The 24,069-nt window shown below is 59.6% G+C and carries 19 protein-coding genes and 1 tRNA gene; 7 read left to right on the forward strand and 13 right to left on the reverse strand.

From position 1 onward, the window contains the following. The first annotated feature begins 64 nt into the window (after positions 1-64). Together ACZ5C3_RS00990 and ACZ5C3_RS00995 are read left to right on the forward strand one after the other, a co-directional pair. Positions 65-139, forward strand: a tRNA-Gly gene (locus ACZ5C3_RS00990). A 251-nt stretch (positions 140-390) separates the two neighbouring features. Then, positions 391-1,446, forward strand: a complete 1,056-nt coding sequence (locus tag ACZ5C3_RS00995; protein ID WP_464034591.1) for an alpha/beta hydrolase — start codon at positions 391-393, stop codon at positions 1,444-1,446. A 54-nt stretch (positions 1,447-1,500) separates the two neighbouring features. Here the strand turns inward: ACZ5C3_RS00995 and ACZ5C3_RS01000 are convergent, their stop codons facing one another. Then, positions 1,501-2,226: a hypothetical protein gene (locus ACZ5C3_RS01000; RefSeq protein ID WP_464034593.1), complete on the reverse strand. Its 726-nt coding sequence runs from the start codon at positions 2,224-2,226 to the stop codon at positions 1,501-1,503. A 341-nt stretch (positions 2,227-2,567) separates the two neighbouring features. On the opposite strand from ACZ5C3_RS01000, the gene ACZ5C3_RS01005 reads away from it, so the two are divergent. Next, positions 2,568-3,581, forward strand: coding sequence for a hypothetical protein (locus ACZ5C3_RS01005; protein WP_464034595.1), 1,014 nt, complete (start codon positions 2,568-2,570; stop codon positions 3,579-3,581). A gap of 47 nt (positions 3,582-3,628) precedes the next feature. Then, entirely contained in the window at positions 3,629-4,825 is a 1,197-nt protein-coding gene (locus ACZ5C3_RS01010; protein WP_464034596.1) for a TAXI family TRAP transporter solute-binding subunit, read from the forward strand. Between the two features lie 34 nt (positions 4,826-4,859). Here the strand turns inward: ACZ5C3_RS01010 and panE are convergent, their stop codons facing one another. Continuing rightward, a complete protein-coding gene (panE, locus tag ACZ5C3_RS01015; protein WP_464034598.1) occupies positions 4,860-5,795 on the reverse strand; it encodes a 2-dehydropantoate 2-reductase in 936 nt (311 codons plus the stop codon). A 108-nt stretch (positions 5,796-5,903) separates the two neighbouring features. Further along, a complete protein-coding gene (locus ACZ5C3_RS01020; protein WP_464034600.1) occupies positions 5,904-6,641 on the reverse strand; it encodes an SDR family oxidoreductase in 738 nt (245 codons plus the stop codon). A 294-nt stretch (positions 6,642-6,935) separates the two neighbouring features. Here ACZ5C3_RS01020 and ACZ5C3_RS01025 point away from each other — a divergent pair, with 294 nt between their 5' ends. Beyond that, positions 6,936-7,601: a glutathione S-transferase family protein gene (locus tag ACZ5C3_RS01025; protein WP_464044440.1), complete on the forward strand. Its 666-nt coding sequence runs from the start codon at positions 6,936-6,938 to the stop codon at positions 7,599-7,601. Between the two features lie 44 nt (positions 7,602-7,645). Here the strand turns inward: ACZ5C3_RS01025 and ACZ5C3_RS01030 are convergent, their stop codons facing one another. The 3 genes from ACZ5C3_RS01030 to ggt all read right to left on the reverse strand — a co-directional run bounded on the left by ACZ5C3_RS01030 (position 7,646) and on the right by ggt (position 11,711). After that, positions 7,646-8,542 (reverse strand): amidohydrolase family protein, encoded by an 897-nt coding sequence (locus tag ACZ5C3_RS01030; RefSeq protein ID WP_464034602.1) that lies wholly within the window; start codon positions 8,540-8,542, stop codon positions 7,646-7,648. Position 8,543: 1 nt separating this feature from the next. After that, positions 8,544-9,839 (reverse strand): MFS transporter, encoded by a 1,296-nt coding sequence (locus tag ACZ5C3_RS01035; protein ID WP_464034604.1) that lies wholly within the window; start codon positions 9,837-9,839, stop codon positions 8,544-8,546. Between the two features lie 135 nt (positions 9,840-9,974). After that, complete coding sequence (gene ggt, locus ACZ5C3_RS01040; RefSeq protein ID WP_464044441.1) at positions 9,975-11,711, reverse strand: gamma-glutamyltransferase; 1,737 nt, start codon at positions 11,709-11,711, stop codon at positions 9,975-9,977. A gap of 111 nt (positions 11,712-11,822) precedes the next feature. Here ggt and ACZ5C3_RS01045 point away from each other — a divergent pair, with 111 nt between their 5' ends. Beyond that, positions 11,823-13,214, forward strand: coding sequence for an MFS transporter (locus ACZ5C3_RS01045; RefSeq protein ID WP_464034606.1), 1,392 nt, complete (start codon positions 11,823-11,825; stop codon positions 13,212-13,214). Positions 13,215-13,463: 249 nt separating this feature from the next. Here the strand turns inward: ACZ5C3_RS01045 and purH are convergent, their stop codons facing one another. From purH to ACZ5C3_RS01060, 3 genes are all read right to left on the reverse strand, one after another. After that, the gene (purH, locus tag ACZ5C3_RS01050) at positions 13,464-15,056 is read right to left on the reverse strand and encodes a bifunctional phosphoribosylaminoimidazolecarboxamide formyltransferase/IMP cyclohydrolase (protein WP_464034608.1); all 1,593 of its coding nucleotides are present in this window, start codon (positions 15,054-15,056) and stop codon (positions 13,464-13,466) included. A gap of 255 nt (positions 15,057-15,311) precedes the next feature. Further along, positions 15,312-17,063 (reverse strand): heparinase II/III family protein, encoded by a 1,752-nt coding sequence (locus ACZ5C3_RS01055; RefSeq protein WP_464034610.1) that lies wholly within the window; start codon positions 17,061-17,063, stop codon positions 15,312-15,314. A gap of 247 nt (positions 17,064-17,310) precedes the next feature. After that, positions 17,311-18,663, reverse strand: a complete 1,353-nt coding sequence (locus tag ACZ5C3_RS01060) for an RsmB/NOP family class I SAM-dependent RNA methyltransferase (protein ID WP_464034613.1) — start codon at positions 18,661-18,663, stop codon at positions 17,311-17,313. A 295-nt stretch (positions 18,664-18,958) separates the two neighbouring features. Between ACZ5C3_RS01060 and ACZ5C3_RS01065 the strand changes: the two genes are divergently transcribed. Next, complete coding sequence (locus ACZ5C3_RS01065; RefSeq protein WP_464034615.1) at positions 18,959-19,150, forward strand: DUF1674 domain-containing protein; 192 nt, start codon at positions 18,959-18,961, stop codon at positions 19,148-19,150. A 68-nt stretch (positions 19,151-19,218) separates the two neighbouring features. On the opposite strand, the gene ACZ5C3_RS01070 is transcribed toward ACZ5C3_RS01065, so the two are convergent. The 4 genes from ACZ5C3_RS01070 to ACZ5C3_RS01085 all read right to left on the reverse strand — a co-directional run bounded on the left by ACZ5C3_RS01070 (position 19,219) and on the right by ACZ5C3_RS01085 (position 24,064). After that, positions 19,219-19,728, reverse strand: a complete 510-nt coding sequence (locus ACZ5C3_RS01070) for a L,D-transpeptidase (protein ID WP_464034617.1) — start codon at positions 19,726-19,728, stop codon at positions 19,219-19,221. Positions 19,729-19,981: 253 nt separating this feature from the next. Next, the gene (locus ACZ5C3_RS01075) at positions 19,982-21,106 is read right to left on the reverse strand and encodes a Kelch repeat-containing protein (RefSeq protein ID WP_464034619.1); all 1,125 of its coding nucleotides are present in this window, start codon (positions 21,104-21,106) and stop codon (positions 19,982-19,984) included. A 185-nt stretch (positions 21,107-21,291) separates the two neighbouring features. Beyond that, positions 21,292-23,244, reverse strand: coding sequence for an acetate--CoA ligase (gene acs / locus ACZ5C3_RS01080; RefSeq protein WP_464034621.1), 1,953 nt, complete (start codon positions 23,242-23,244; stop codon positions 21,292-21,294). 157 nt (positions 23,245-23,401) lie between these two features. Further along, positions 23,402-24,064, reverse strand: a complete 663-nt coding sequence (locus ACZ5C3_RS01085) for a class I SAM-dependent methyltransferase (protein ID WP_464034623.1) — start codon at positions 24,062-24,064, stop codon at positions 23,402-23,404. Between the last annotated feature and the right edge of the window lie 5 nt (positions 24,065-24,069).

Consider the following 24,069-nt stretch of genomic DNA (forward strand, 5'->3'; position numbering starts at 1 on the left):
TGCGCGTCTGCTTTTGGCATAGGTTCGCCCGGCGGCGCGCTCGCGCCCCGCCAATCTCTGCGATGCGGGTGTAGCTCAGGGGTAGAGCACGACCTTGCCAAGGTCGGGGTCGAGGGTTCGAATCCCTTCGCCCGCTCCAGAAATTCTTGGCTGTGTAAGATTTCACACAATCGAACACGAAATGATGACAAGCCGCCGCAGGGCGGCTTTGTCATTTCTGGCTGTTTGGCTATCCACTTCACAAGAATTTGCCGGCTGAAATTAGGATGTCAGCCCTTCTCCCCGCGTGGCTACCCATCAACAGGGAACCTGCCTAACATCCAGCGTCCGGCGCTGAGCACCGGACGTCTGGTTTCAAAATACAAAGTGTGTGTCCCTGGGAGGGCTTTGATGATCATGAGATTTTTGCGGGTATCCGTGGCGTGCCTTGCGGTGGGTGCGGTGTTCGCCAGCGCCGGTGCGCAGGCGAAAAGCGTCAAACTGGAAAAGACCGACGCGATGATTCCGTCTGCGGATGCGGGAATTCAGCTGTTCGTTCGCAACAAGCATCCGGCGGGCAAGACCAACTTCCCCGCGGAAAAGATTTTACTCTATGTGCACGGCGCGACCTATCCGTCGGAAACCGCGTTTGATCTGCCGATTGGCGGCAAGTCGATGATGGATCTCATTGCGGAGCGTGGCTACGACGTCTGGCTCGTCGACGTGCGCGGCTATGGCCGCTCCACGCGCCCCCCGGAAATGAGCCAGCCGCCGTCAGCCAATAAACCCATCGTGCAGACCAGTGTGGCCGCCCGCGATTACGGCGCAGCCGTCGATTACATCCTCAAGAAGCGCGGCGTCTCCAAGATCAACGTCATGGGGTGGTCGTGGGGCACGTCCACCGTTGGTCTCTACACCAGCGAGAACAACGCCAAGGTGAATCGGCTCGTGCTCTACGCGCCGCAATGGATCAAGAAAGACCCATCCACTGCGACCCCGCCGCAGCTTGGTGCCTATCGTCTTGTCTCAAAAGACTCGGCCAAGGAGCGCTGGCTGAAGGACGTGCCTGAGAACAAGAAGGCTGATCTTATTCCGCCTGGCGTGTTCGAAGCTTGGGCGGACTCGACCTGGGCGACCGATCCGGAAGCATCGAAGCAGAGTCCGCCGATGCTGCGGGCGCCGAACGGCGTCGTGGAGGACAGCAACAATTACTGGAATGTGGGCAAGGCGCTCTACGATCCAGGCAAGATCACCGTGCCGACGTTCATTCTCCATGCAGAGTGGGATGCCGATCTGCCGAGCTATCTGGCCTATGCTTATTTCACTCAGCTGAAGAATGCGCCCTACAAGCGCTTGGTCGAACTGAGCGAAGGCACGCATACGATCATGATGGAAAAGAATCGCATGCAATTCTTCCGGGAATTGATGGGATTCCTTGATGAAGAAAAGCCGCTTGCTCTGAATTGACCGCGGGCGACCAGCCGGACCCGAGTGGTCCGGCTTTTTTATTTGCACCGACGATCAGAGGTCATCGAAATCGCCTGGTTTCATCGAGATAATTTGCGGATGAGAGCCATTGCGGACATCGTAGACCACATTCAACGAGGCGTTCACCCTGAACCAGGTGACCGGTTTGCCGTCACTGTCAGTGGTCTGGGTTTGGGGGTCCACTTCAGCGCGCCCGAGAGGGCCAAGTGCATTCGCCAGCTCGCGCGATGGCATGACATAGACGCTCTGCTGCTTTAAGCGGAATCGCGTTGGACTGAGCCATGATATGCTGATGTTGCGCGCGCGTAAGTTTTGGGGATCGTCTTTCGACTGCTCAATAAATCGTTCGACTGGGTCGGGCATCGGGATACGTCGGACCTGGCGTCCCCGAACGTCGTAAAGTCGCAACTCAAGGCTATGCCGGTCGCGGCGATATGTCACGATCACGCGGCGCGAATCGGGAGACCAGGCGGCGTCATAGTCCTTAGGAGCCGTATCCAGAATATCCTTAGATTCGATCGCCGGAAGCGATTGGATGATCTGATGATCTCTCATCAGATAAAGGTGGAAGTTGTCATAGCCGTCATCACCCTCGCCATGCGCAGCTATAGCCAGCCGATGATTGGGCGCCCGTCCGCCACCGATAACGGGATACTCGTGCTTTTTATAACTGGTGTTGTAGCTCGAAGCCGCATGGGCCTGCGTGCTGGCCATGGTTGCGAGCAAGGCCATCACCCAAATGGCTGATGCAATCCTCATTGGTATACCTCCATGGCAGATCATCCGTTACAGTTCATAGGTGGTTATAACGGCTGTAGAGGTTCAATCCGGTCAGCCGATGTTGGGCCTAGTCGCACGGAAACGAGATACGCTGATACCTCGAATTTACGGCTTCCTTAACACGGCGATGGTTTGGCAAGTTAAGCCGCTTTTTCGTCTTAATCACCTGCGAGCCTTTATGAATACGTGAAGTGCAGACGTTGGTGCGTTGTCCCGGCGCGTGTGATTTTTGCCGAAGTACCCTACGTTCCGGAGCCCACGGTCGACGCCTGAGAAGCGAAGTTTTGCCTTAAGGCGGATTTTCGACGAGGCACGACACGATGGGCAACAAAGCAAGAGCAGTTCCGCAAGTAGATCCACTCCTGCAGAACCAGGCACGCGCGGACTCCGCCGCGCCAGAAAATCTCGATGACGCTGTCATCGCGCCCCTGTCAGAGCTGCTCGCCTATGCTCCCCCCACCCGCGTGCGATCATCGACATCGCAGGCTCGCGCAGTTGCGGACGATCCGCACGATCGAATGCCGTTGTTTCTTGAGCGCGACGGTGCCGCGGATGACGATGGATTTCATTTCAAGCAACGAGAACCTGCGCATCAGAACGAAAGCAGACAGGATTTTCGAACAGCCGATCCGCCCGCGCATTGGTTTGAGCCGGAAGTGCAGGAAGCCCCAACCGACTTCGCAAGACCCGGCTTTTTCCGGTACGCCGCGTGGGCTGTAACCGCGGCATTTGCGATCACCGCGATTTTCGGCGCAGCTTTGTTTTTTGGCGGGGCGTCTTTCAACAGCCTGCGCTCTGAAGTGATGGGAATGAAGCAAGTGGCGCAGGCCGCAACTGCGCCAAAGCAGGCCGCGATCAGCTTTGATCAAACCTTTGCGGCGATTTCTCCTCCAACTCAGCCGGAAAGCAAACCGGAAACATCTGGTCTCGGTTCATTGAGCCGCATGGCGCAGGGCAACACTGTTGGGATCGCTACACACGATGTGAAATTGCAGACGGATAGATCCGAAGAGCGAGCGCCGGCTCCGCCAACTGCTGCGGATCTGCCGCGGCGGATCGATCAAGCCGAGCTCGCAAACCTGCTGAAAAGGGGGCGGGAATTGATCGACGTGGGCGATATTGCGTCTGCTCGTCTGTTGCTACGGAGAGCCGCCGATGCACGCGAACCCCAGGCCGCGTTTGCATTGGCCGGGACTTACGACCCCGCCGTCCTCGGTCGCGTGAAGGCGTATGGCATTGCGCCCGACCCGGCGATGGCGCGGAGCTGGTACGAAAAAGCCAAGGAGTTTGGCTCTCCAGATGCGCAGCGGCGACTCGAGCAATTGCCGAAGTGAGGAAGTGAGTTTGGCGTAACCTCAGATGACGAGGATATGGGATGACCATGCGACGGTTGCTCCGACACATCGAGATAGTCACGTTCGCCCTATTGACCATGATCGCTGCCGCAAGGGCTCAAGATCCGGAATACGATCCCGGGAAAGTCAGCGAAGGGCTCAAGGCGATTTTTCAATACGGGAGCGGATCGTCCAGCGGCCCAAAAGACAAACTCAATGCCAATACTTTGACGCTGATCTCTGGAACGATTGGCGGCACGTATGTTCAATTCGGTGCTGATCTCGCGTCGGTGCTCGATAATGGCGATAATCTGCGCGTGCTTCCGATTGTGGGCCGCGGGTCAGTTCAAAGCGTAGCGGATATTCTCTATTTGCGCGGCGTCGATCTCGGCATTGTTCGCGCAGACACGCTCGATTATCTCGAAAAAAATGGATACGCGAAAAATATCAAGGGGCAATTCACCTACATCACCAAGCTGTACAACGAAGAGATGCACATCATTGCTCCGAAATCGATCCGCAGTCTGAAAGATCTTGATGGAAAGGTCGTGAGTGTCGATCTGCCCAATGGCGGAACGTTTGTCACCTCGCTCATCGTGTTTGAACGGCTCGGGATCAAGCCCAAATTCGTCTATGTGGAGCAGCGGATCGCGTTCGAGAGGATGAAGAAAGGTGAGGTCGACGCGGTCATTGCCGTTCAGGGCAAGCCTTCCAAGTTTATCAGCCAGATCAAGGACGATAACCTACACCTCGTGCCGGTTGACTATGCCCAGCCGCTTCAGTCGGATTATTTCCCCGCGGAGCTGACGGCGAAGGACTATCCCAATCTGATCGGCCAGCAAGACCGGATAGATACCATCGCGGTGCCAGCGGTTCTCGCTGCCTATAACTGGGCCCCGAAGACGGAGCGCTATCGAAGGCTTTCACTGTTTGTCGATGCGTTTTTCAAAGAGTTTCCCAACTTTCAACGGCCGCCATTCCATCCGAAATGGAAAGAGGTGTCGTTGTCGGCGCCACTGCGGGGGTGGGAGCGATTTCCTCCCGCTCAGCGATGGCTCGAGCAGAACAGCGGCGCGCAGCAATCCCGGGCCAAGTTCGAACAGTTCCTGACGGAGAATCAGCGGGCCGGCGAAGCACCGTCATCTGCGGCGGACAAAGAGGCGCTGTTTCAGCAATTCCGCGCCTGGGAAGCGGCGCAGAACAGTAAGGCGGAGGGAAAACAACCCGGTGCGGCGCGCCCCTGACGAAGCGCGCCTGCCTGGACGTAGCGTCACAAAATTAGGCTTGCGACAGTTGAGACTCGTAAGCTTTGAGATGGATGTAGATGATACGCAGAAGCGGCACTTGAAGTGCACCCTTCTTGTGGGTCTCGGCACGATGGATCAGGTCTCCGATGATCTGGTCGGCCTCGATCCGGGCGTTGTTGCGAATGTCACGCAGCATCGATGCCGTGATCTGTGAACCTGGCGCGAACAACATACCATCGGTGCGTTCGATAAACGCAGCGCGCGGCGCGTGACCGGCCGCGTCCGCAATAGAGGCGATTTCAGCGCGCACCCCGCGAATGAAGTCAGCGCCACCGGGCGCTGCGGTGATATGCCCGGCCGCGGCCCGCATCAGTGATGTGCTGCCGGCGAGCGTCGCGAGGAAAACCCACTTCTCCCACATCTCCTGCACGATGACATCGCTGGCTTTGGCATCGAACATCGCGCCCTGCAGGATGGACTCGATACGCTTGGCGCGGTCGCCTATCGGCGTTCCGCGCTCGCCGAACGACATGGAATGCATTGGCGTTAGCTGCAGGATCGCGCCTTGCGGATCGAGCGTCGCGGCGATTTGGCACTGCCCGCCCATCACGCGATCGGCGCCGAATTTGGCATCCAGCACGTCGAGATGCTTCATGCCGTTGAGAAATGGAATGATCGCCGTATTCGGGCCGACCGCCGGAGCGAAAGAGGCGACGGCGTTGTCGAGGTCATAAGCTTTGCAGCTCAAGATGATGACATCGAATGGTGTCTTGAGGTTCTCTGCCAGAACGGTCGGAGGGTTCGGCAGGGTCACATCCCCGAGAGGGCTTTTAATAACGAGGCCATTCTTCGCCATGAGCTCGGCGCGCTTGGGCCGCACGAGGAATGTCACATCGCGTCCCGCCTGCAACAACCTGCCGCCAAAATAGCCGCCCGTCGCGCCGGCACCGATCACCAGAATACGCATGTTTTTGTTCACTTCTTTTTGGAAATTGAGAACGCGATCCTGACCCGAACAGCCCCGCCGTTGCAAGGCGTGGATCGTTCAAAAGCGTGCGTGTCAGTTATGCACGAGTTACCATTTCTCGCCGAAAGGCCGGATTTCCATTTCGAACGTCCAGGCGCTGCGCGGCTGCTTGTAAAGCTGCCAATAGGATTCAGCGACGGAGGCCGGCGGCATCAGCAGGTCGGGATTATCGAGCGCATTCGCCCCAAACGCCTCGACGCGGCGCTGGCGAACCCATTCGGTGTTGACGCCGGAATCGATGATCAGGTGAGCGACGTGAATGTTCTTCGGCCCAAGCTCGCGCGCGATTGACTGTGCCACGGCGCGAAGTCCGAATTTGGCACTGGCAAACGCTGCATAGCCGGGACCGCCACGCAGACTGGCTGTTGCGCCAGTGAAAAAGATATTTCCCTGGCCGCGCGGTAGCATCAGTCGGGCAGCCTCACGCCCGGCGAGAAAGCCCGAGTAGCAAGCCATTTCCCACACCTTTCGAAACACACGCTCGGTGGTGTCGAGAATCGGGAAGTTGACGTTGGCGCCGATATTGAAGATGCAGACTTCCAGCGGCGCGTGCTTGTCGGCGTCGTTGAGGAAAGAGATAATTTCCTCTTCTTTGCGCGCATCGAGGGACCGGCCGTGGATTTCGCCTCCGGCATCTTCGATCTCCTTCACCAGCGGCGCGAGTTTATCGCCGTTTCGGCGCCCAGCAAAAATCGTGAAGCCTTCCGAGGCGAACTTCTTGGCGATTTCACTGCCGATGTAGTCGCCGGCGCCAATCACTGCGACAGTCGCATTTCTCTTGGTCAAGGTTGTCTCCTCGTCGAATCGCCAAAGGTCGCGGCATCGGCGTTGTTTCCGCTGCGCTGGGCCACATCGCCTCACCGATCAGCAGGCGAGCGCAGCACGACCCGCGCCGTTCGGCGCCATCTCAATCCTAACACCAAACTAAAGTTCTATTTTAGAACTGTCAATGATCGGCGGGCAAATTCGGCGCAAGGTTGGACGAGCTAAAACGCTCCCGACGTTGGCTTGGATCGGTCCCTCGACATTTGTCCTGACAAAAGGCACATCCGATGAGGGTCTCAAGCGCGGGAGCACGTTATGCTGACGGTTCATCACCTCAACAATTCTCGTTCACAGCGTGTGCTCTGGCTGCTGGAAGAACTCGGCGTGCCCTACGACATCGTCCGCTACCAGCGGCTGCCCTCGATGCTAGCGCCAAAAGAACTGCGGGCCATCCATCCCTTGGGCAAGTCGCCGGTGATCACGGATAACGGCCATACCATCGCGGAATCGGGCGCGATTATCGAATATCTCGTCGATACCTATGGTGGCGGCCGGCTGGTGCCCGCGCCAAAAACGCCTGAGCGGCTGCGCTATACGTACTGGCTGCACTATGCGGAAGGTTCGGCGATGCCGTTGCTGCTGCAGAAGCTGCTGTTCACGTTGGCGCCCAAACGCGCGCCGCTTTTGTTACGTCCGCTGGTGACGCCGGTGTTCAATCAGATGCTGGCGAAACTTGTTACTCCGCAGCTCGAACAGCACATGACTTTCTGGGAAAGTGAGCTGACGAAAAGCGAGTGGTTCGCAGGCGACGAATTCAGCGCGGCTGATATCCAGATGAGCTTTCCGCTGGAGGCCGCGGCGGCCCGCGCCGGACTGGAAGCGAATTATCCGAAGGCGATGGCATGGTTGAAGCGCATTCATGCGCTCCCGGCTTATCAGCGGGCCTTGGAAAAGGGCGGGCCCTATCAACTTGCGAAGTAGATCGGTTCAGCGCACCGCAAGTCACTTGCGACGCGCTGAAGATCTCATGCAACGGCGGGGAATCCAAACAGCCGTTGCGGATTGTCGGTAAGGATGCGGTTGCGGAGTTTTTCGTCCGGCACCCAGTCAGCGAGCAGATCGAGCAGATCCGCAACGCTCATCATCACGCCCCAATTGGCGACGTGCGGCCAGTCTGATCCCCACACGCAACGCTCGGGGGCGGCTTCGACCACCTTCTGCGCGAACGGAATCGTGTCGCGATAGGGCGGGCCTTCGACCGTGTTGCGATACGCGCCGGACAACCGCACCCACGCGCCATCACGCACCAGCGACACCAGGGTTTTGAAGCCTTCGTGATCGACACCGGCCGAGGTCGGGAAATGCCCGACGTGATCGATCAGAAACTGCACCGGCAGCTTCGACAGCCGAGGTGCCAGTTCGGGCAATTGCCGCGCGTCGAGCAGGAATTGCAGATGCCATCCCATTTCGCGGCACAGCGCGGCATAACTTTCGATCTGCGCGAAATTAACGCCACCACCGGCGTAGAGCACATTCATGCGCAGGCCGACGACACCTGCATCTTTCAGGGCGGCGCGTTCGCGCTCGGGGCAGTCAAGCGGGATCACGGCAATGCCACGCAGGCGCTCGCGGTTCGCGTGCAGCGTCTCAACCATCAAGCGGTTATCGGTGCCGTGAACGCTGACTTGCGTCAGCACGCCGTAGGTCATGCCCATGGCGTCCAGCATGGCGAGATAATCGCGCGCGGTGGCTTCCGGCGGGGTGTAAGCGCGATCCGGCATGAAGGGATAAGCCGGTGGCAAACCGATCACGTGGCAGTGTGTATCAACGGCGCCGGGAGGCACGCTGAAGCGCGTGGCCTTGTGTTGTGAAGGCAGAGGCCCCGGACATGCCGGGGCCTCCTTGTGAGTCGAATCAGTCATATCAGGTATCCGCGTGAAGAATCCTGCCGCGAGTTTCGGGCAGCGCGTAAGCCGCGATGAAGAACAATCCGTAAGCCAGCACCGCGAAGATGCAGATGGCGTTGCCAAGCGTGGTGGTTTGCGAAAGCCAGCCGACCAGGAATGGGAACAGTGCGCCGATGCCGCGACCGAAGTTGTAGCAGAAGCCCTGTCCCGATCCGCGCAGGCGGGTTGGATAGAGCTCGGTCAAGAACGCGCCCATGCCGGAGAAATACCCCGATGCAAAGAAGCCCAACGGGAAGCCAAGCACCCAGAGGATCTGATTGCTCAGCGGCACCTGCGTGTACACAAGGATCAGAGCGATCGCGCCGAGCGAAAAGGTCAGGAACAGGTTACGACGGCCGATGCGGTCGGCGAGCCAGGCGCCCACGAGGTAACCGATGAACGAGCCAATGATCAGCGCCGCAAGATATCCGGTGGAGCTCACGATCGAGAGGTGGCGCTCGGTGGTCAGGAAGCGCGGCACCCAGAAGGTGATCGCGTAGTAGCCACCTTGACAGCCAGTGGCGGCAAGCGACGCCAGAATCGTGGTCTTCGCGATCGGACCCGAGAAGATTTCCCAGAGCTGAGGACGATCACCGGTTACAGCCTGCTTTGCGCGCGTCTCAGCGGCAATCTTCGGCTCCTCGACATAGCGGCGCAGGAAGAACACCATCAGTGCCGGCAATGCGCCCACAGCAAACATCCAGCGCCAGGCGGTCTCAGGTGGCAGGATGGAGAACAAGACGGCCTGTGAAAGGACCGCGAGGCCCCAGCCAACGGCCCATCCGGCTTGCACCGAACCGACTGCGCGTCCGCGATACTGCGCGCGGATGGCTTCACCCATCAGCACGGCACCGGCCGCCCACTCACCGCCGAAGCCCAGGCCAAGCAGTGCACGGGCAATCAGAAGCTGGTCGAAATTCTGCACGAACGCGCAAACCAGCGAAAAGAACGAGAACCACAGAATGGTCAGCTGCAAAGTCATCACGCGGCCGATGCGGTCCGCAAGATAACCGGCCAGCCAACCGCCGATCGCCGATGCCAGAAGCGTGACAGTACCTGCAAGGCCCGCCGTGCCGGGGTCGACTTTCCACAACGCGATAATCGTGCCGATGACGAGCGGATAGATCATGAAATCCATGCCATCGAGTGCCCACCCCGATGCGCAAGCCCAGAACGTGCGCCGCTCCGGCACGTTCATGTCGCGGTAGAATGCGAGAAGGCTGGTGTCTTCAATTTTGGCGACTTCGATCGCATCCTGCGATGATGTGCTCATAAAATATTCCCCCAAGTTTAACGGCTGTCGTCCCGAGCCCCGCGTGCGTCACAGGGCTGATTGAAAGCAGTGAAATAAATCTACGCCAATCGTCGGGTCTGTCATCACTCAAACCCAGTCGGGACGCTAATATCTCTAGTTCCCGGCTGCGAATGCTCCACGGGTACGCGGATCAGGCGCTCCAAGCAAGCCGGTGGGGGTGACGGCGATGGAATTGGCGGAGGTTTGCCCCAGAGGGGCCACCACGCGGTGCCCTTTGCCTCGTAATGCGGCAATCACGTCCTCCGGAATGCCGTGTTCGACGCGGACTTCATCTGGGAGCCATTGATGATGCACACGCGGCGCAGCGACAGCGGCCGCGACGTTCATGTCGAAATCCAGCGTGTTGATGATGACCTGCAGGACGGCGGAGATAATCCGGCTGCCGCCGGGCGAGCCGGTCACCAGTACGACCTTGCCGTCCTTGAGCACGATGGTTGGCGTCATGGATGACAATGGCCGCTTGCCGGGGCCGGGGAGGTTGGCCTCATAACCGACCAACCCAAAGGCGTTGGATGCACCGGGCGCCGCGGTGAAATCGTCCATTTCATTGTTGAGCAGCACACCGGTGCCGTCGGCAACCAGCCCGATGCCGTAGCTGAAATTAAGGGTGTAGGTGTTGCTCACCGCATTGCCGAATTGGTCGACGACGGAGAAGTGCGTGGTGTTGGTGCCCTCGCGTGGAGAGACAGCATTTGTCTCGCTCCAAGGCGTTGCCTTCGACATGTCGATAGTCGCGCGCTGGCGCGCGGCATAATCTTTCGAAAGCAGCTGTGAAATTGGTGCATTGACGAAAGCTGGATCGCCAAGATAGCGCGCGCGATCGGCGTAAGCGCGCTTCATCGCCTCGATCGTGACATGCAGCGCATCAGCAGAACCTGCACTCATCTCACGCAGTTTGTATCCTTCGAGAATGTTCAGGGATTCGAGAAGGACGGTGCCGCCAGACGACGGCAACGGCATGGAGACGATATCAAAACCGCGATAGGTGCCGCGCACGGGCTCTCTGATAACAGGCTCGTAGCGCTTCAGGTCATCGAGCGTCATGATGCCTCCGGCATCGCGGATGCCCGAGACGAGCTTTTCCGCAACAGGCCCGTCATAGAAGCCGCGCGGCCCCTGCGCGGAGATCGCCTCCAGCGTTGCCGCGAGATCTTTCTGAACGAGTTTGTCGCCCTGCTGCAGCGAGGTGCCGTCCGGCCGGGCGTAGACTTTTCGGCTCGATGGCCAGCGGTTCAGACGGTCGTACAGCTCCGGCAAAGTATCCGCCATATCATCCGCCACCGTGAAGCCGTCGCGCGCTAAAGCGATGGCTGGCGCGAGCAGATCGGGAAGCTTGAATTTGCCGGAGCCGTATTTCTCCAGCGCAAGCGCAAGACCTGCAACGGTGCCGGGAACACCGATGCCGAGAGCCTGGTCGCGAGATTTTTTTGGATCCGGCTTTCCATCGCTGCCAAGAAACATATCGCGGGTCGCGGCCCCCGGTGCGCACTCGCGGTAATCGATCGCAATGTTCTCGCCGCTGTTCGCCAAGTGAACAATCATGAAGCCGCCGCCGCCGATATTTCCGGCACGCGGATAAGTCACGGCCATCGCGAATCCTGTGGCCACGGCGGCATCGACGGCGTTGCCGCCACGGCTCAGAACATCACGGCCGATTTCCGCGGCGATCCGCTCCTGAGCGACGACCATGCCGCTTTTCGTGGCAATGGGCTGAAGAGTTCCGATTGCGGGGTTGGTGTAATACCCGTTCCGCGAGTCCTGTCCGAACGCTGGAGAACACAGGCCAATGATCGTGAGAGCGAATATGTCGCGGCGGGTGAAGCGGAACATGCGGACTCCGGGGCGTGTAATCGCGGAAAAACTCGATTAGCAATTGAACGGCACCACTATATGGTCGCGCGGCGGAAAGAGACATTACGTTCGAGACATGGCAGGGGCTCAATGACAACCATTTCGGGGCATGACAGTCATGCCGGCAATCGGCCGCGTGAGTATCCCCCTCGGTCGGCAGTTGTCGGTTGGATTTTTTTCGACTGGGCCGCGCAGCCCTATTTCAGCCTGATCACGACGTTTGTGTTCGCGCCTTACTTCGCAACGCACGTGGCGAATTCGCCGGCAGCGGGTCAGGCGATGTGGGGGTTCGCAACGGCTGCGGCGGGGCTCGTCATTGCGGTGATGTCGCCAGTGCTCGGCGCGATTGCAGACGCGGGTGGACGGCGCAAGCCGTGGATCGCGGTCTTTGGTGCCTTGCTCGTGATCGGGGCGTCGATCATGTGGATCGGAAAGCCGAATGATCCCGACATCATCATTCCTCTGCTGATCGCTTTCGCAATCGCGACGATCGGCGTCGAGTTCGCCACCGTCTTCAACAATGCCATGATGCCGACTCTTGTGCCGCCGGAACGTATCGGGCGCCTATCGGGGACAGGTTGGGCCACCGGCTATATCGGCGGTATTCTCAGCCTCGTTCTCGTTCTGGGTTTTCTCGCTGCGAGTTCGGACACGGGCCGGACGTTGTTCGGCTTCAAGCCGCTATTCGGTCTGGACCCGGTGACACATGAAGGCGACCGCATCACCGGGCCTCTCACCGGTCTGTGGTTCATGATTTTTGTGCTGCCGATGTTTTTGTTCACGCCGGATCACGCAGCCAAAAAGCCCGCCTTGGGCGCGGTGCGCGAGGGGCTGCGCGAACTGCGGGAAACACTGTCGACGCTTCCAAGCAAGCCGGTAATGTTGACATTTCTGATCGCCAACATGGTTTACACCGACGCTTTGGTGGCGTTGTTCGCCTTCGGCGGCATTTATGCTGCAGGCACGTTCGGCTGGCAGACCATCCAGATCGGGACGTTCGGAATTTTGCTGGCGTTTTCCGGCACCGTTGGCGCGTGGCTTGGCGGCAAGCTCGACGACCACCTGGGGCCGAAGAAAGTCATTGCAGGCAGCCTATTGATTTTGCTGTCCGCGATCATCGCGATTCTGTCGATCGATCGGGATACGTTGTTCTTCGTTTTCAAGGTGGCGCCTCCAGTGCCTGGCGGCGGCTTGTTCGCGGCGCCTGCTGAGAAGGCCTATCTCGCCCTTGGCGTTCTGATCGGCATGGCCGCGGGACCATTGCAGGCGGCGTCACGCACGCTGCTCATCCGTCTCGCGCCTCCTGACCGCATTACCCAGTATTTCGGCCTGTTTGCGCTGTCCGGCAAAGTCACGTCGTTCATGGCGCCGCTGGCTGTCAGCATCGTGACCGCGGTGACGGCCAGCCAGAAAGCCGGTATGGCCGCGCTGGTGGTGTTCTTCTCGGCAGGCTTGATCCTGCTGTCGCGCGTGCGCGCTTAAGCAGGATCAGACCACATAAGCTCCGTAGCGTTTTCGAGCGAAGTGGCTACTAGTGGTCCGATTTGAACGTTCGCATCTCGTCTCAGCAACCACTGTTGCGAACGTTCAAATCAAGGGACCACTAGCAAATTTATGACTTGAGTGGAGCTTTAAGATTTGACGTTCGCATTACAGCCTCGTGGCAAGTAGAGGGCGAACGTCAAATCTGCTCCACTCATTCGCGTAAAGAAAACGCGTCAAAAGAAGAATCTAGTGCTTGAAGTGGCGTGTGCCGGTCAGCACCATGGCAATGCCGTGTTCGTCGGCAGCGGCAATTACCTCGTTGTCGCGCATTGAGCCGCCAGGCTGAATCACAGCGGTTGCACCGGCTTCGATGGCCACCAGCAAGCCGTCCGCAAATGGAAAGAACGCGTCCGACGCAACGACTGAGCCTTTCGTCATCGGCGCAGCAAGACCCAGTTCCTTCGCCGCATCTTCCGCCTTGCGTGCGGCGATACGCGCAGAATCGACGCGGCTCATCTGGCCGGCGCCAATACCCACTGTGGCGAGATCCTTGGCGTACACAATGGTGTTCGACTTGACGTGTTTGGCAACACGGAACGCGAAGCGCAAATCGTGCAGCTCGGCCTCGGTCGGAGCGCGCTTGGTCACGACCTTGAGCGCCATATCATCGACGACAGCGTTGTCGCGGGACTGCACCAGCAAACCGCCAGCTACCGTCTTTGCCGTCAATCCGGCTGCGCGTGGATCGGGCAGACCGCCAGCCAACAGCAGGCGCAGATTCTTCTTTGTCGCGACGATGGCGATCGCTTCGTCGGTTGCGTCCGGTGCGATGATCACTTCAGTGAAAATCTCGGTGATGGCGCGTGCAGCGTCTGCATCGAGTGTACGGTTGAGCGCCACGATGCCGCCGAAGGCGGACGTTGAATCGCAGGCCAGCGCCTTGCGATAGGCGCTGACGAGATCTTTGCCTTCGGCGACGCCGCACGGATTGGCATGCTTGACGATGACGCAGGCAGGCGTGCGCTTGGCATCGAACTCAGCGATGCATTCATAGGCCGCGTCGGTGTCGTTGATGTTGTTGTAGGACAGCTCCTTGCCCTGGAGTTGGCGCGCTGTCGCGACGCCGGGCCGGCGCTCGGGGGTTTTGTAGAACGATGCGCCCTGATGAGGATTTTCGCCGTAGCGCAGCGCCTGGATCAGGCGTCCGCCGACGGCGCGGAAATCCGGCGCCTCGATCTTCAGTTGATTGGCAAACCAGTTGGAGATGGCTGCGTCATATGCCGCGGTGCGGGCATAGGCCTTGGCCGCAAGGCGTTTGCGCAAGGTGAGCGTGGTCGCGCCGTTGTTGGCTGCCAATTCGTCGAGCACGGCCTGATAATCAGAGGCTTCGACGACAACCGCGACATCGTCATGGTTCTTGGCTGCGGCGCGGATCATGGCCGGGCCGCCGATGTCGATGTTCTCAATGCAGTCTTCTTCGCTGGCGCCTTTGTCGACCGTCGCTTCGAACGGGTACAGATTGACCACCAAAAGATCGATCGGGCCGATGCCGTGATCCTTCATTGCCTTGGCATGCTCGGGATTGTCGCGAATAGCGAGCAGGCCGCCGTGAACGTTGGGATGCAGCGTCTTGACGCGCCCGTCCATCATCTCCGGAAAGCCGGTTAATTCCGAGACGTCTCGTACCTTCAGCCCGGCATCGGCAATTGCCTTCGAGGTGCCGCCCGTGGAAACGAGTTCGATGCCGTGCTGGGCGAGGGCGCGGGCGAATTCGATCAGTCCGGATTTGTCGGAAACGGAAAGCAGGGCGCGCGTGACGCGACGCGGATGGTCAGCCATGGGGAAAGTCCTGGTTCGGTGATGCTGCCCGGTAGCATGGTTTGCGCCCCGGCAAAACCATCTATAGCGCTGAAACGCCTAGTGTGGTGGTTCAGAAGTTCGCCTCTTGTTCTCTGCGCGCGCTTCAAGCGAACTTCTGAACCTAAACCACACTAGAATTATAGCTTGCTAGTGTCCTTTCGAATCCGAAGTTCGCTATCGGTTGTGCAGCTTGTTCGGGCGAACTTCGGATTCGGGACACTAGAATTTTGCAGGTCAGAGCGGCAATTCCGGCTCGCGACGAGCGTCGCGACGTGCGGTCGTGGAAGTGGCTGAGCCTGACGAGCGGACGAAGTTCCAGCGAACGCTCGGGGCGTTCTTGCGGCTCTGGCGGATCACGATCTGGGTGGTGCGGCGAGGACCGTCGGAGCCGGCAAGAAACACGCTATCCTCCAACTCGACCTTGTCGTCGAGTGCCTCAAACGTCCAGACCTCTCGATTGGGCAGCACCAGGATGACACCGCGAGCGTCGCTCAGGCGATTTGCCTTCACCGACGGATGCAGATGAAAACGCAGCACATAATCCTCAGCGCGTCCGCGCGATGAATTCGATGCGTTGAGCAGGGTGTCCTCACCATCGAGCCGTGTGCCGTCTTCCGAGAGCATCACCACGCGCTGATGGACCACGCCGAATTGCCGGGCATAGCCATCGTGGGATGTTGTGAGCAACACACCCCCGTCGGTGACTTCGCGAAAGGCGCCAACGGTCGCCGGTCCGCCGATGATCGGCGCGCCTTCCAGCATTCGCTTCATCGCGGGCAATTTGACGAACTGGCACGACGATGTGTCGTGATAGGTCAACGTCGAATGCGCGGCGGTGCTGCGCGAGAAAGAGCGCCAATTATCGCGCCCGGTCGCAGGGATGCCGCAGTTGACCACAATGCGGCTCGGTCCGGACGAGAGCTCGAACGAAAGCGATCCCGCGTGCGCGTCGCGGCTCACAGCCGGCGGAGGCGGCGCGCCCGTGTCCATGATGAGGGCTGTCGCCCCGGCATCGAGGCGTTGAAAACCGCTGTGCGGCATGCTGGCCATCGGGATGCCGTGGGTGTCGTCATACGCTAGCAGCGTCGCGAGCAGCCCGGATGGCGCGCTGCTCATGCCATTGAACAGCGCAAAGCTGCCGTCGCCATGACGGAAAAATCGCAGCATCGGCATCATGCGATCGATGGCATTGAGCAGCGCGGATGGCGGCGCCATGTTGCGCGCGGCGAATGTCTGGCGCAGAGGCAACAGATCGGGCAGCAATTCGATCAGCGCGCCGGGATTGCGCGAAATATGCCCGCCATCCGGCAAGATTTGTTTCTGCAGTTCATCCGAAAGCCGCCGCGTCGCCGAACGGATTTGCTTGCCCTGATTAGCAAGACAAAGGGCCGCGTAACACAGCGCGATTAAAACCTGCAGGCGGGGAACGCCATCGGCAATGTCGAGCATCGTGTAGCGCAGATAGCGGATTTCACGCGTCAGGTTGCGCAGGAAGCGCCGATAGAATCGGCTATCGGCATCATTCAAGACCAATGGCGCCTGCGAGAGCAATGAAATCACACGGCGTGCCACGATATCAGGACGCCAGCCGATGCCGCGTTTGCGGATCGGCTTTGAGATCCAGTCGTCGATCAGCGAACGTGCGTTGGCGCGCGTGATCGCGGTGTCGGCGGCGCGCAAGTGGCGGAGCCAGCCGAAGCCGAGCAGATTCGCTTCCCAGTCTTCCGATGGCGGATCGAGATCGAAAATCGAACGTCCATGCGACGAGACGATCTTTCCCGCAAAAACGAAACGTCCGGCGTAAATTTCGGACGCACGCGTTGCGTCCACAGTGCGCAAATCATTGGGGGCGATCAGCAAGCGGTCGGTACGGCCTGGCCAGAAGCGCGACAACGCGACAGATTTTCCACTGGCGCTGGCCAGCACTTTGCGTGCCGCACGGCCAAGCACCAAGGATGAAATGCGTCTTCGTTGAGCGACCGACACGTGCGCTGTTTGCCCTAGATCACGATGAGCCGGATTGGCCCACCCCCCAACATCAGTAACCGTGATCGATTCCCGTCGGGAGCATCATACCCCAAATCCGCCTGCCCGGTTGGGCATTGCGATTGTTGGAGAATCTCCCTGAATCCTTGTAGTCCGGAATGCGCACGAAGACACCCTATTGATACGCCATCAACAGGGGGAATCGTTTCCAGAGCCGTCGCGAATCACTTTGAGAAGGCTACGAGCCTCAGGACTTCACTAGGCGTGCTGCAAAGAAGCCGTCGAGGCCGCCAAGCCGGGGGTCGCTGTGCGGCAGATGTGACGGCAGCGTCCGGATATCGCCATCCGGGGTGAGAATCTCGTCCAGGCCACCCACTTCGCTGGACGTGACGGGCAGGCGTCGGATGTCTGATTCTGTTGCGAGAAGGGACGCAATCGCCTGCTCGCCTTCTTCGGGTTCCAGCGAGCAAGTGCAGTAGACCAGTGTGCCTTTGGGCTTCAGCAGTGTGACAGCCTTTTGCAGGAGCCGCTTCTGCAGAGCGGAGAGCGCGCCGATATCGGCTTCCTGCTTCAACCAGGCGACATCAGGATGTCGCCGAATGGTGCCCGTCGCGGCGCAGGGTGCGTCGATCAGAATACCGTCGAAGAGTGAGTCAGCTTGTTCGCTCTGCCATTCGGTTGCATCCGCCACGACTGTTTTCGCATCGAGCGCAAGGCGTGAAAGATTATCTTTCAAACGGGCAACGCGATTGGGCGAACGGTCGACAGCTGTCACTGTTGCGCCACCATGGACAAGCTGCGCGGTCTTGCCGCCGGGCGCCGCGCAAAGATCAACGATGGTTTTACCTGTGACGTCTCCGAACAGGCGGGCCGGAAGAGCGGCAGCCGCGTCCTGAACCCACCACTGGCCTTCGTCAAATCCAGGGAGCATGGTCACGGACCCATGCAGCAAGGTCCGTACCGTTCCGGTTGCAAGGGCCTCACCATGCAAGCGGGCAGCCCAGCCTTCGGGATCGGATTTCACGGTGAGATCGAGCGCCGGTTCCACACTGATGGCAGCCGCCATGGCGCGCGCCGTGTGTTCGCCGTAGGCGTTAATCCAGCGTGTCACCAGCCAGGGCGGCAGGTCGAGCATCTCGGCTTTGACTTCGTCGATGAGCGGTTGCCCTTCTCGTGCGCAGCGCCGCAGCACCGCGTTGACAAGACCGGCATATTTCGCGGCCCGGCGGTCTGCCTGCACCAATCGCACCGACAGATCGACCGCGGCATGATCCGGTACATCCATCCAGAGAATTTGCGCGGCGCCGATCAACAGCGCGCTCTGTGCGCGCGGAGCGTCGGTCGGGACGCCACGGTCAAGCAGCCGCGAGAGGACATGGCCGAGGGTGCCGAGCCGCCGCAGGATTGTCGCCACCAGGCGGCGCATCAATGCGCGGTCCCGGTCCGACAGCGTCTTCAATCCTGGATGCGCGCCGGTGCCGTCGAGCTGATCGTCGAGCATGCGTCGCTTGTGCAGCACGCCATCAAGAATGTCGGCCGCGATCCGGCGCGCTGCGAGGCCGGGTACCTCGGTCGGCGGAGCGAATCTCGAAGGCTTCATGTGCAGAAAACAGTCTGTGAATGGGAAAATCGCGACGGACGTCGCAACGAAGGCCATGTGGTGGCACGTGAATATGCCAAATGTAAGAATCCCAATGTGCAGCAAGTGGAAAGCGTGGGAAGAGACGCGGCTGGAACGCTCTTATGCAGAAAAGTTTTGGCCGTTTTGTAACGGCCGTAAGTGCCTTGCATTTTTGATAAATTGCATGCTTTCCATACGGTTGGCCAAGCCTTGAACCGTTATACTGCGCGGTTAGATTTGGAAAGCTAGATCGGCTTCAACAGGATTTGTAACGATGGACGATCATACAGTTCGGAAGCCATTGCCGCCGGCCGCTCAACGCGCATTGGCGGAAGCTGAAGAGCGCCGGCAAAAAGCTGCTCAGGAAAAAGCGCAGCCGGCTCCGAAAGAATTCGACGGCCCCAAGGGTCCGGAACCGACACGATTTGGTGATTGGGAAACCAAGGGGATCGCTTCGGACTTCTGAGGCGTCGCTTGGACGGAAATAAAAAGCCGCCCGAAGGCGGCCTTGGTTGCTCAAGGTAGATCCCAAAATCAGCGGGTCATCACGACCGTCGTGCCGACGTTCACGCGTTCAAACAAATCGCTGATGTCCTCGTTGAACATGCGGACGCATCCGTACGAGACATAGCCGCCGACTGAATTGGGACGGTTGGTGCCGTGAATGGCATACTCGCCGCCGGCCAGCGTCATCGCGGCAACGCCCATCGGGTTCGAAGGCGAGCCGCCGGCAATCACGTCCGGAATGCTTGGGTTATCGCGCTTCACATCGGCAGGTGGCGACCAGGCCGGCTGACGGTACTTTCCATCGATGCGTGTGGTTCCAGCCCACTGCTTTCCTGGCTTGCCGACACCGACCGGATATCGGATCGCGCTTCCGTCACCGAGAACGTAATACAGGCGCCGTTCTTTCGTTTTCACGACGATGGTGCCTGGCCCATAGCCGACAGGTGACGCCACAACGTCTGGCCGCGCTTGCGCAGCTGTTCCCATCAAGCCGATCACCATGGTGACCGCTAGCGCCACCGTGAATTTACGCAACATTCCAACCTCCGATGCACTCCGGGCACCCCGGTGGGATGAACGGAACTGTCATTGAATCGCTTAGCCGCCACTGTGGAGGACGAGGTTCAACATGCGGCTAGTCCGGCGCTCGCAATATGGCGCCGGGCGCGGGCATAAAGAGAAAATTACAGGGTCAAAGTAAATGACCGGGAAACAACACCCTCCTGCAAATGCCCTTAAAAGCAGGACCAGTTGCTGACATTTGCGTGAGCCCGGCCCTAGCAGGCGATGGTCAAGCGAGCGTGAACGCCTCATGCACGGCGGATTGTACCGCGCCGCCGGTCACCGCGCCGCCGCCTGCAACATAGATCCAGTCGCCGATCGCGGCTGCGCCGACCGCGTGACGAGGTGTCGGCATTGGCGCATGGCTTCGCCACGCGTCCGTTGCCGGATCGTAGCTTTCCATTTGGCCGAATACCTTGCCTTGGGTAATTTGCCCGTTGCGGACGATCCCTGCCTCGCCGCCCATCGCAAACAGCCTGTCGCGATAAACCACAAGCCCGTGACCGGAACGCGTGGTTGGCAGCGGCGCCCGCGGTTCCCAGGTGTCGCGTTCCGGCAAATACACGTGATGCAGATCGGTGTTGTACTCGAAGGTGTTGAAGCGGCCACCAATGATATGGATCACGCCGTTGTATGCGACACAGCCCACATGATCGCGTGCACCGGGTAGCGCTTTGAGCGTCGTCCACTTGTCGGACTGCGGATCGTAGACTTCGTGCCAGCCAACACTGGCGCGCTCCATCGTCGGCTCCGACGCGCCGCCGATCAGATGAATGCGGCCATTCAACACGACTGCAGCACCGGCACCGCGTGGACGAGGGAGCGGGGCGATCTTGTCCCAGCGGTTGTTGGCGACGTCGTAGGCGAACGAGTTGTGGTCAGGATTGCGATTCTGTTCGATGAAGCCGCCAAGCGCATAGACGCGGCCGGCATCAGCCGCCACCGCAACATGGTTTGCGCCACGCGGCAACGGCGCACCATTGAGCCATTGATCCGCGGCAGGGTCGTAGATGTGATGGTAAGCGCGATCGACGCGACCTTCGCCGTAGCCGCCGACGATGTGAACGCGGCCCGCCCAAGCTGTGGCCCATGCCATCTCGCTACGAGGAAGCGGCAGTGCCGCACGGGTTACCCATTTGCCCGGCGCACCTTGCGGTGCGGGGCTATCAGTGACGCGCTGGGCCTGTTCGTCCGGTGTGATGTGATGCGGTGCGCCGCTTCGCAGATTGGCAAAGGGATCAGCTGAAGGCGCGGCTTGCGGGAGTGGTGCGTGCTGATGCTGCGCATGCTGGGCGCGGACCGATGTGGCACCAAGCGCGAGCGCTGCACCGGCGATGAACGTCCTGCGATCCATGGCTGTCCTCCAAGACCCGTATGATTTGAGAGTATCACGAACCGCATATGACGAGAGCGACTGCGCATCAGGTAAAAATCGTCGCATCGTGTGCGTTCGCCAGAACCGAAGAATTTCGACTTAAAAGCAAATGGCCGGGACAAGCCCGGCCATCAGGAGTCTAAATCATTGGCGGTCTAAACGCCTTATGCGCTGGCTTTCTTGTTTTGCCGATTGTGGACGAGATCTTCGACGACGGCGGGATCAGCCAATGTCGAGGTGTCGCCCAGGCTCGAGGGTTCGTCTTCGGCAATCTTGCGCAGGATGCGGCGCATGATCTTGCCGGAGCGCGTCTTCGGCAGGCCAGGTGCAAACTGAATCAGGTCTGGCGACGCGATGGGGCCGATATCCTTGCGCACCCACGCGACCAATTCCTTGCGCAGCGTTTCAGTGGGTTCGACACCCTTCATGAGCGTCACGTAGGCGTAGATGCCCTGGCCCTTGATGTCGTGCGGATAACCGACGACAGCGGCCTCAGAGACGCATTCGTGCGCCACCAGCGAGCTTTCAACTTCCGCCGTGCCCATGCGGTGACCGGAGACGTTGATCACATCGTCGACGCGACCGGTGATCCAGTAATAACCGTCGGCATCGCGGCGGCAGCCGTCGCCGGTGAAGTATTTGCCTTTGTAGGTCGAGAAATAAGTCTGCTCGAAGCGGGCGTGATCACCGTAGACCGTGCGCATCTGGCCCGGCCATGAGCGTGCGAGGCAGAGGTTACCCTGGGTCTCGCCTTCGAGGACCTTGCCGTCCGCATCCACGATTTCGGGAACGACACCAAAGAAAGGCCGCGTCGCCGAACCGGGCTTGAGCTTCGTTGCGCCCGGCAGCGGGGTGATAAGAACACCGCCGGTTTCGGTCTGCCACCACGTGTCCACGATCGGGCAGCGGTTGTCGCCCACCACGCGGTAATACCATTCCCATGCTTCGGGATTGATCGGCTCGCCGACCGAGCCCAGCAACCGAAGGCTCGCACGCGAGGTCTTCTTCACAGGATCATCGCCTGCCTGCATCAGCGCGCGGATCGCTGTGGGCGCGGTGTAGAATGTGTTGACCTTGTGCTTGTCGATGACCTGCCAGAACCGCGAATTGTCCGGATAGTTCGGCACGCCTTCGAACATCAGCGTGGTCGCACCGTTGGCGAGCGGCCCGTAAAGAATGTAGCTGTGACCCGTGACCCAACCGACATCCGCGGTGCACCAGTAGATATCGCCTTCGTGATAGTCGAAGACGTATTGATGCGTCATCGACGCGAACACGAGATAGCCGCCGGTGGTGTGGAGCACGCCCTTCGGCTGGCCGGTCGAGCCCGACGTGTAGAGAATGAACAACGGATCTTCCGAGTTCATGTGTTCCACGGGACAGTCGGTGGTCACCATGTCAGCTGCTTCGTGGTACCAGACGTCGCTAACCGGGTTCATCTCAACCTTACCGCCGGTGCGGCGCACGACAATCACATGGTCGACGCCGCCGACCTTGGCAATCGCCGCATCGACATTGGCCTTGAGCGGAATCTTCTTGCCGCCACGCACGCCCTCGTCGGCGGTGATGATGACCTTCGATTTGCAGTCGATAATACGCTGCGCGAGGCTGTCGGGCGAGAAGCCGCCGAACACCACCGAATGGATGGCGCCGATGCGCGCGCAGGCGAGCATGGCGTACGCCGCTTCAGGAATCATCGGCATGTAGATGGTAACGCGATCGCCCTTGGCCACATTCCGTAGCCGCAGGATGTTCGCCATCTTGCACACTTCGTCGTGCAATTCGCGGTAGGTGATCTTCTTGGAGTCGGCTGGATCGTCGCCTTCCCAGATGATCGCAACCTGATCGCCACGCTTTTCGAGGTGGCGATCGATGCAGTTATAAGCTGCGTTCAGCACGCCATCTTCGAACCACTTGATGGAAATGTTGCCGGGCTCAAAAGAAACGTTGTCGACCTTCGTGAAGGGATGAATCCAGTGAACGCGCTTGGCTGCTTCCTCACCCCAGAAGCCGGTCGGGTCCTTGATCGAGCGCGCGTACATCTCTTGATATTTGGCGTCATCGATATAGGCGCGCTTCGCCCATTCCGCGGATACATCGTAAACTTTATCGGACATGATTTCCTCCCAACGCCGGGCGAGTGAACGCCCACAATTCATCAGTTTCTGTTCGCTCTATTATGCTGTCACGGGGCCAAGCGACAAGGCGCCAAATATAGCACTTTGGTCAGGCTGCCGGGTTGACCGACGAGCCGGAGGGCTCGCAGCGTTTCCTTTAAAGCGTCCACACCGCGGTTTGCTTGATGTCGGCATCCTCGAGGTCACGGGTCACCGGTACACTGTAATCGGCAATACGGCGCAATTTGTCGCGGGGCAGGTAACTGCGTCCCGGATCGCCGATCAATACGGTAGCGCCGTTTGCGGCATGCCGCTGCACAAAATCGAATGCGCGCTGCGCAGTGTCGCGCTCGTAAAAGATATCACCCGCAAGGATGATGTCCCAGGCGCATGAGCTCGTCCCGAGAAGCAAGTCTTCTTCCGTGACGGACACATGAACGTGGTTCCGTGCGGCATTGAGCTTTGCTGCTGCACACGCGAAGGCATCGATATCGGCAATTGTCACCGCTGCCGCTCCCGCCTTCATGGCGGCGATACCCACGAGGCCAGAACCGCTGGCAAGGTCGAGGACAGCTTTGCCTTGAACAAGAACAGAGTGATCCAGGATATGCCGTGCCAGCGCCTGGCCACCGGCCCAGGCAAATGCCCAGAACGGCGGCGGCAACCCCGCTTCTCCAATTTCTTCCTCGGTCTTGTGCCAGAGCGGCACGGCTTCATCCGCGACGTAGAGTGAGATCTCAGGGGCGAGTGGGACAGGACGAAGTCGGGTATTGGCGCGGATGAATGCGTCTTTGTCGGTGATGGCGTGGCTCTGTTCCACAATTG

The organism is Afipia dichlorophenoxyacetatis (genome assembly GCF_055386385.1).

Bases quoted from the DNA above. Each gene is read 5' to 3' on its own strand.
- ACZ5C3_RS00995 (WP_464034591.1), top strand. From the start codon at position 391: ATGATCATGAGATTTTTGCGGGTATCCGTGGCGTGCCTTGCGGTGGGT.
- ACZ5C3_RS01000 (WP_464034593.1), bottom strand. From the start codon at position 2,226: ATGAGGATTGCATCAGCCATTTGGGTGATGGCCTTGCTCGCAACCATG.
- ACZ5C3_RS01005 (WP_464034595.1), top strand. From the start codon at position 2,568: ATGGGCAACAAAGCAAGAGCAGTTCCGCAAGTAGATCCACTCCTGCAG.
- ACZ5C3_RS01010 (WP_464034596.1), top strand. From the start codon at position 3,629: ATGCGACGGTTGCTCCGACACATCGAGATAGTCACGTTCGCCCTATTG.
- panE (WP_464034598.1), bottom strand. From the start codon at position 5,795: ATGCGTATTCTGGTGATCGGTGCCGGCGCGACGGGCGGCTATTTTGGC.
- ACZ5C3_RS01025 (WP_464044440.1), top strand. From the start codon at position 6,936: ATGCTGACGGTTCATCACCTCAACAATTCTCGTTCACAGCGTGTGCTC.
- ACZ5C3_RS01030 (WP_464034602.1), bottom strand. From the start codon at position 8,542: ATGACTGATTCGACTCACAAGGAGGCCCCGGCATGTCCGGGGCCTCTG.
- ACZ5C3_RS01035 (WP_464034604.1), bottom strand. From the start codon at position 9,839: ATGAGCACATCATCGCAGGATGCGATCGAAGTCGCCAAAATTGAAGAC.
- ggt (WP_464044441.1), bottom strand. From the start codon at position 11,711: ATGTTCCGCTTCACCCGCCGCGACATATTCGCTCTCACGATCATTGGC.
- ACZ5C3_RS01045 (WP_464034606.1), top strand. From the start codon at position 11,823: ATGACAACCATTTCGGGGCATGACAGTCATGCCGGCAATCGGCCGCGT.
- purH (WP_464034608.1), bottom strand. From the start codon at position 15,056: ATGGCTGACCATCCGCGTCGCGTCACGCGCGCCCTGCTTTCCGTTTCC.
- ACZ5C3_RS01060 (WP_464034613.1), bottom strand. From the start codon at position 18,663: ATGAAGCCTTCGAGATTCGCTCCGCCGACCGAGGTACCCGGCCTCGCA.
- ACZ5C3_RS01065 (WP_464034615.1), top strand. From the start codon at position 18,959: ATGGACGATCATACAGTTCGGAAGCCATTGCCGCCGGCCGCTCAACGC.
- ACZ5C3_RS01070 (WP_464034617.1), bottom strand. From the start codon at position 19,728: ATGTTGCGTAAATTCACGGTGGCGCTAGCGGTCACCATGGTGATCGGC.
- ACZ5C3_RS01075 (WP_464034619.1), bottom strand. From the start codon at position 21,106: ATGGATCGCAGGACGTTCATCGCCGGTGCAGCGCTCGCGCTTGGTGCC.
- acs (WP_464034621.1), bottom strand. From the start codon at position 23,244: ATGTCCGATAAAGTTTACGATGTATCCGCGGAATGGGCGAAGCGCGCC.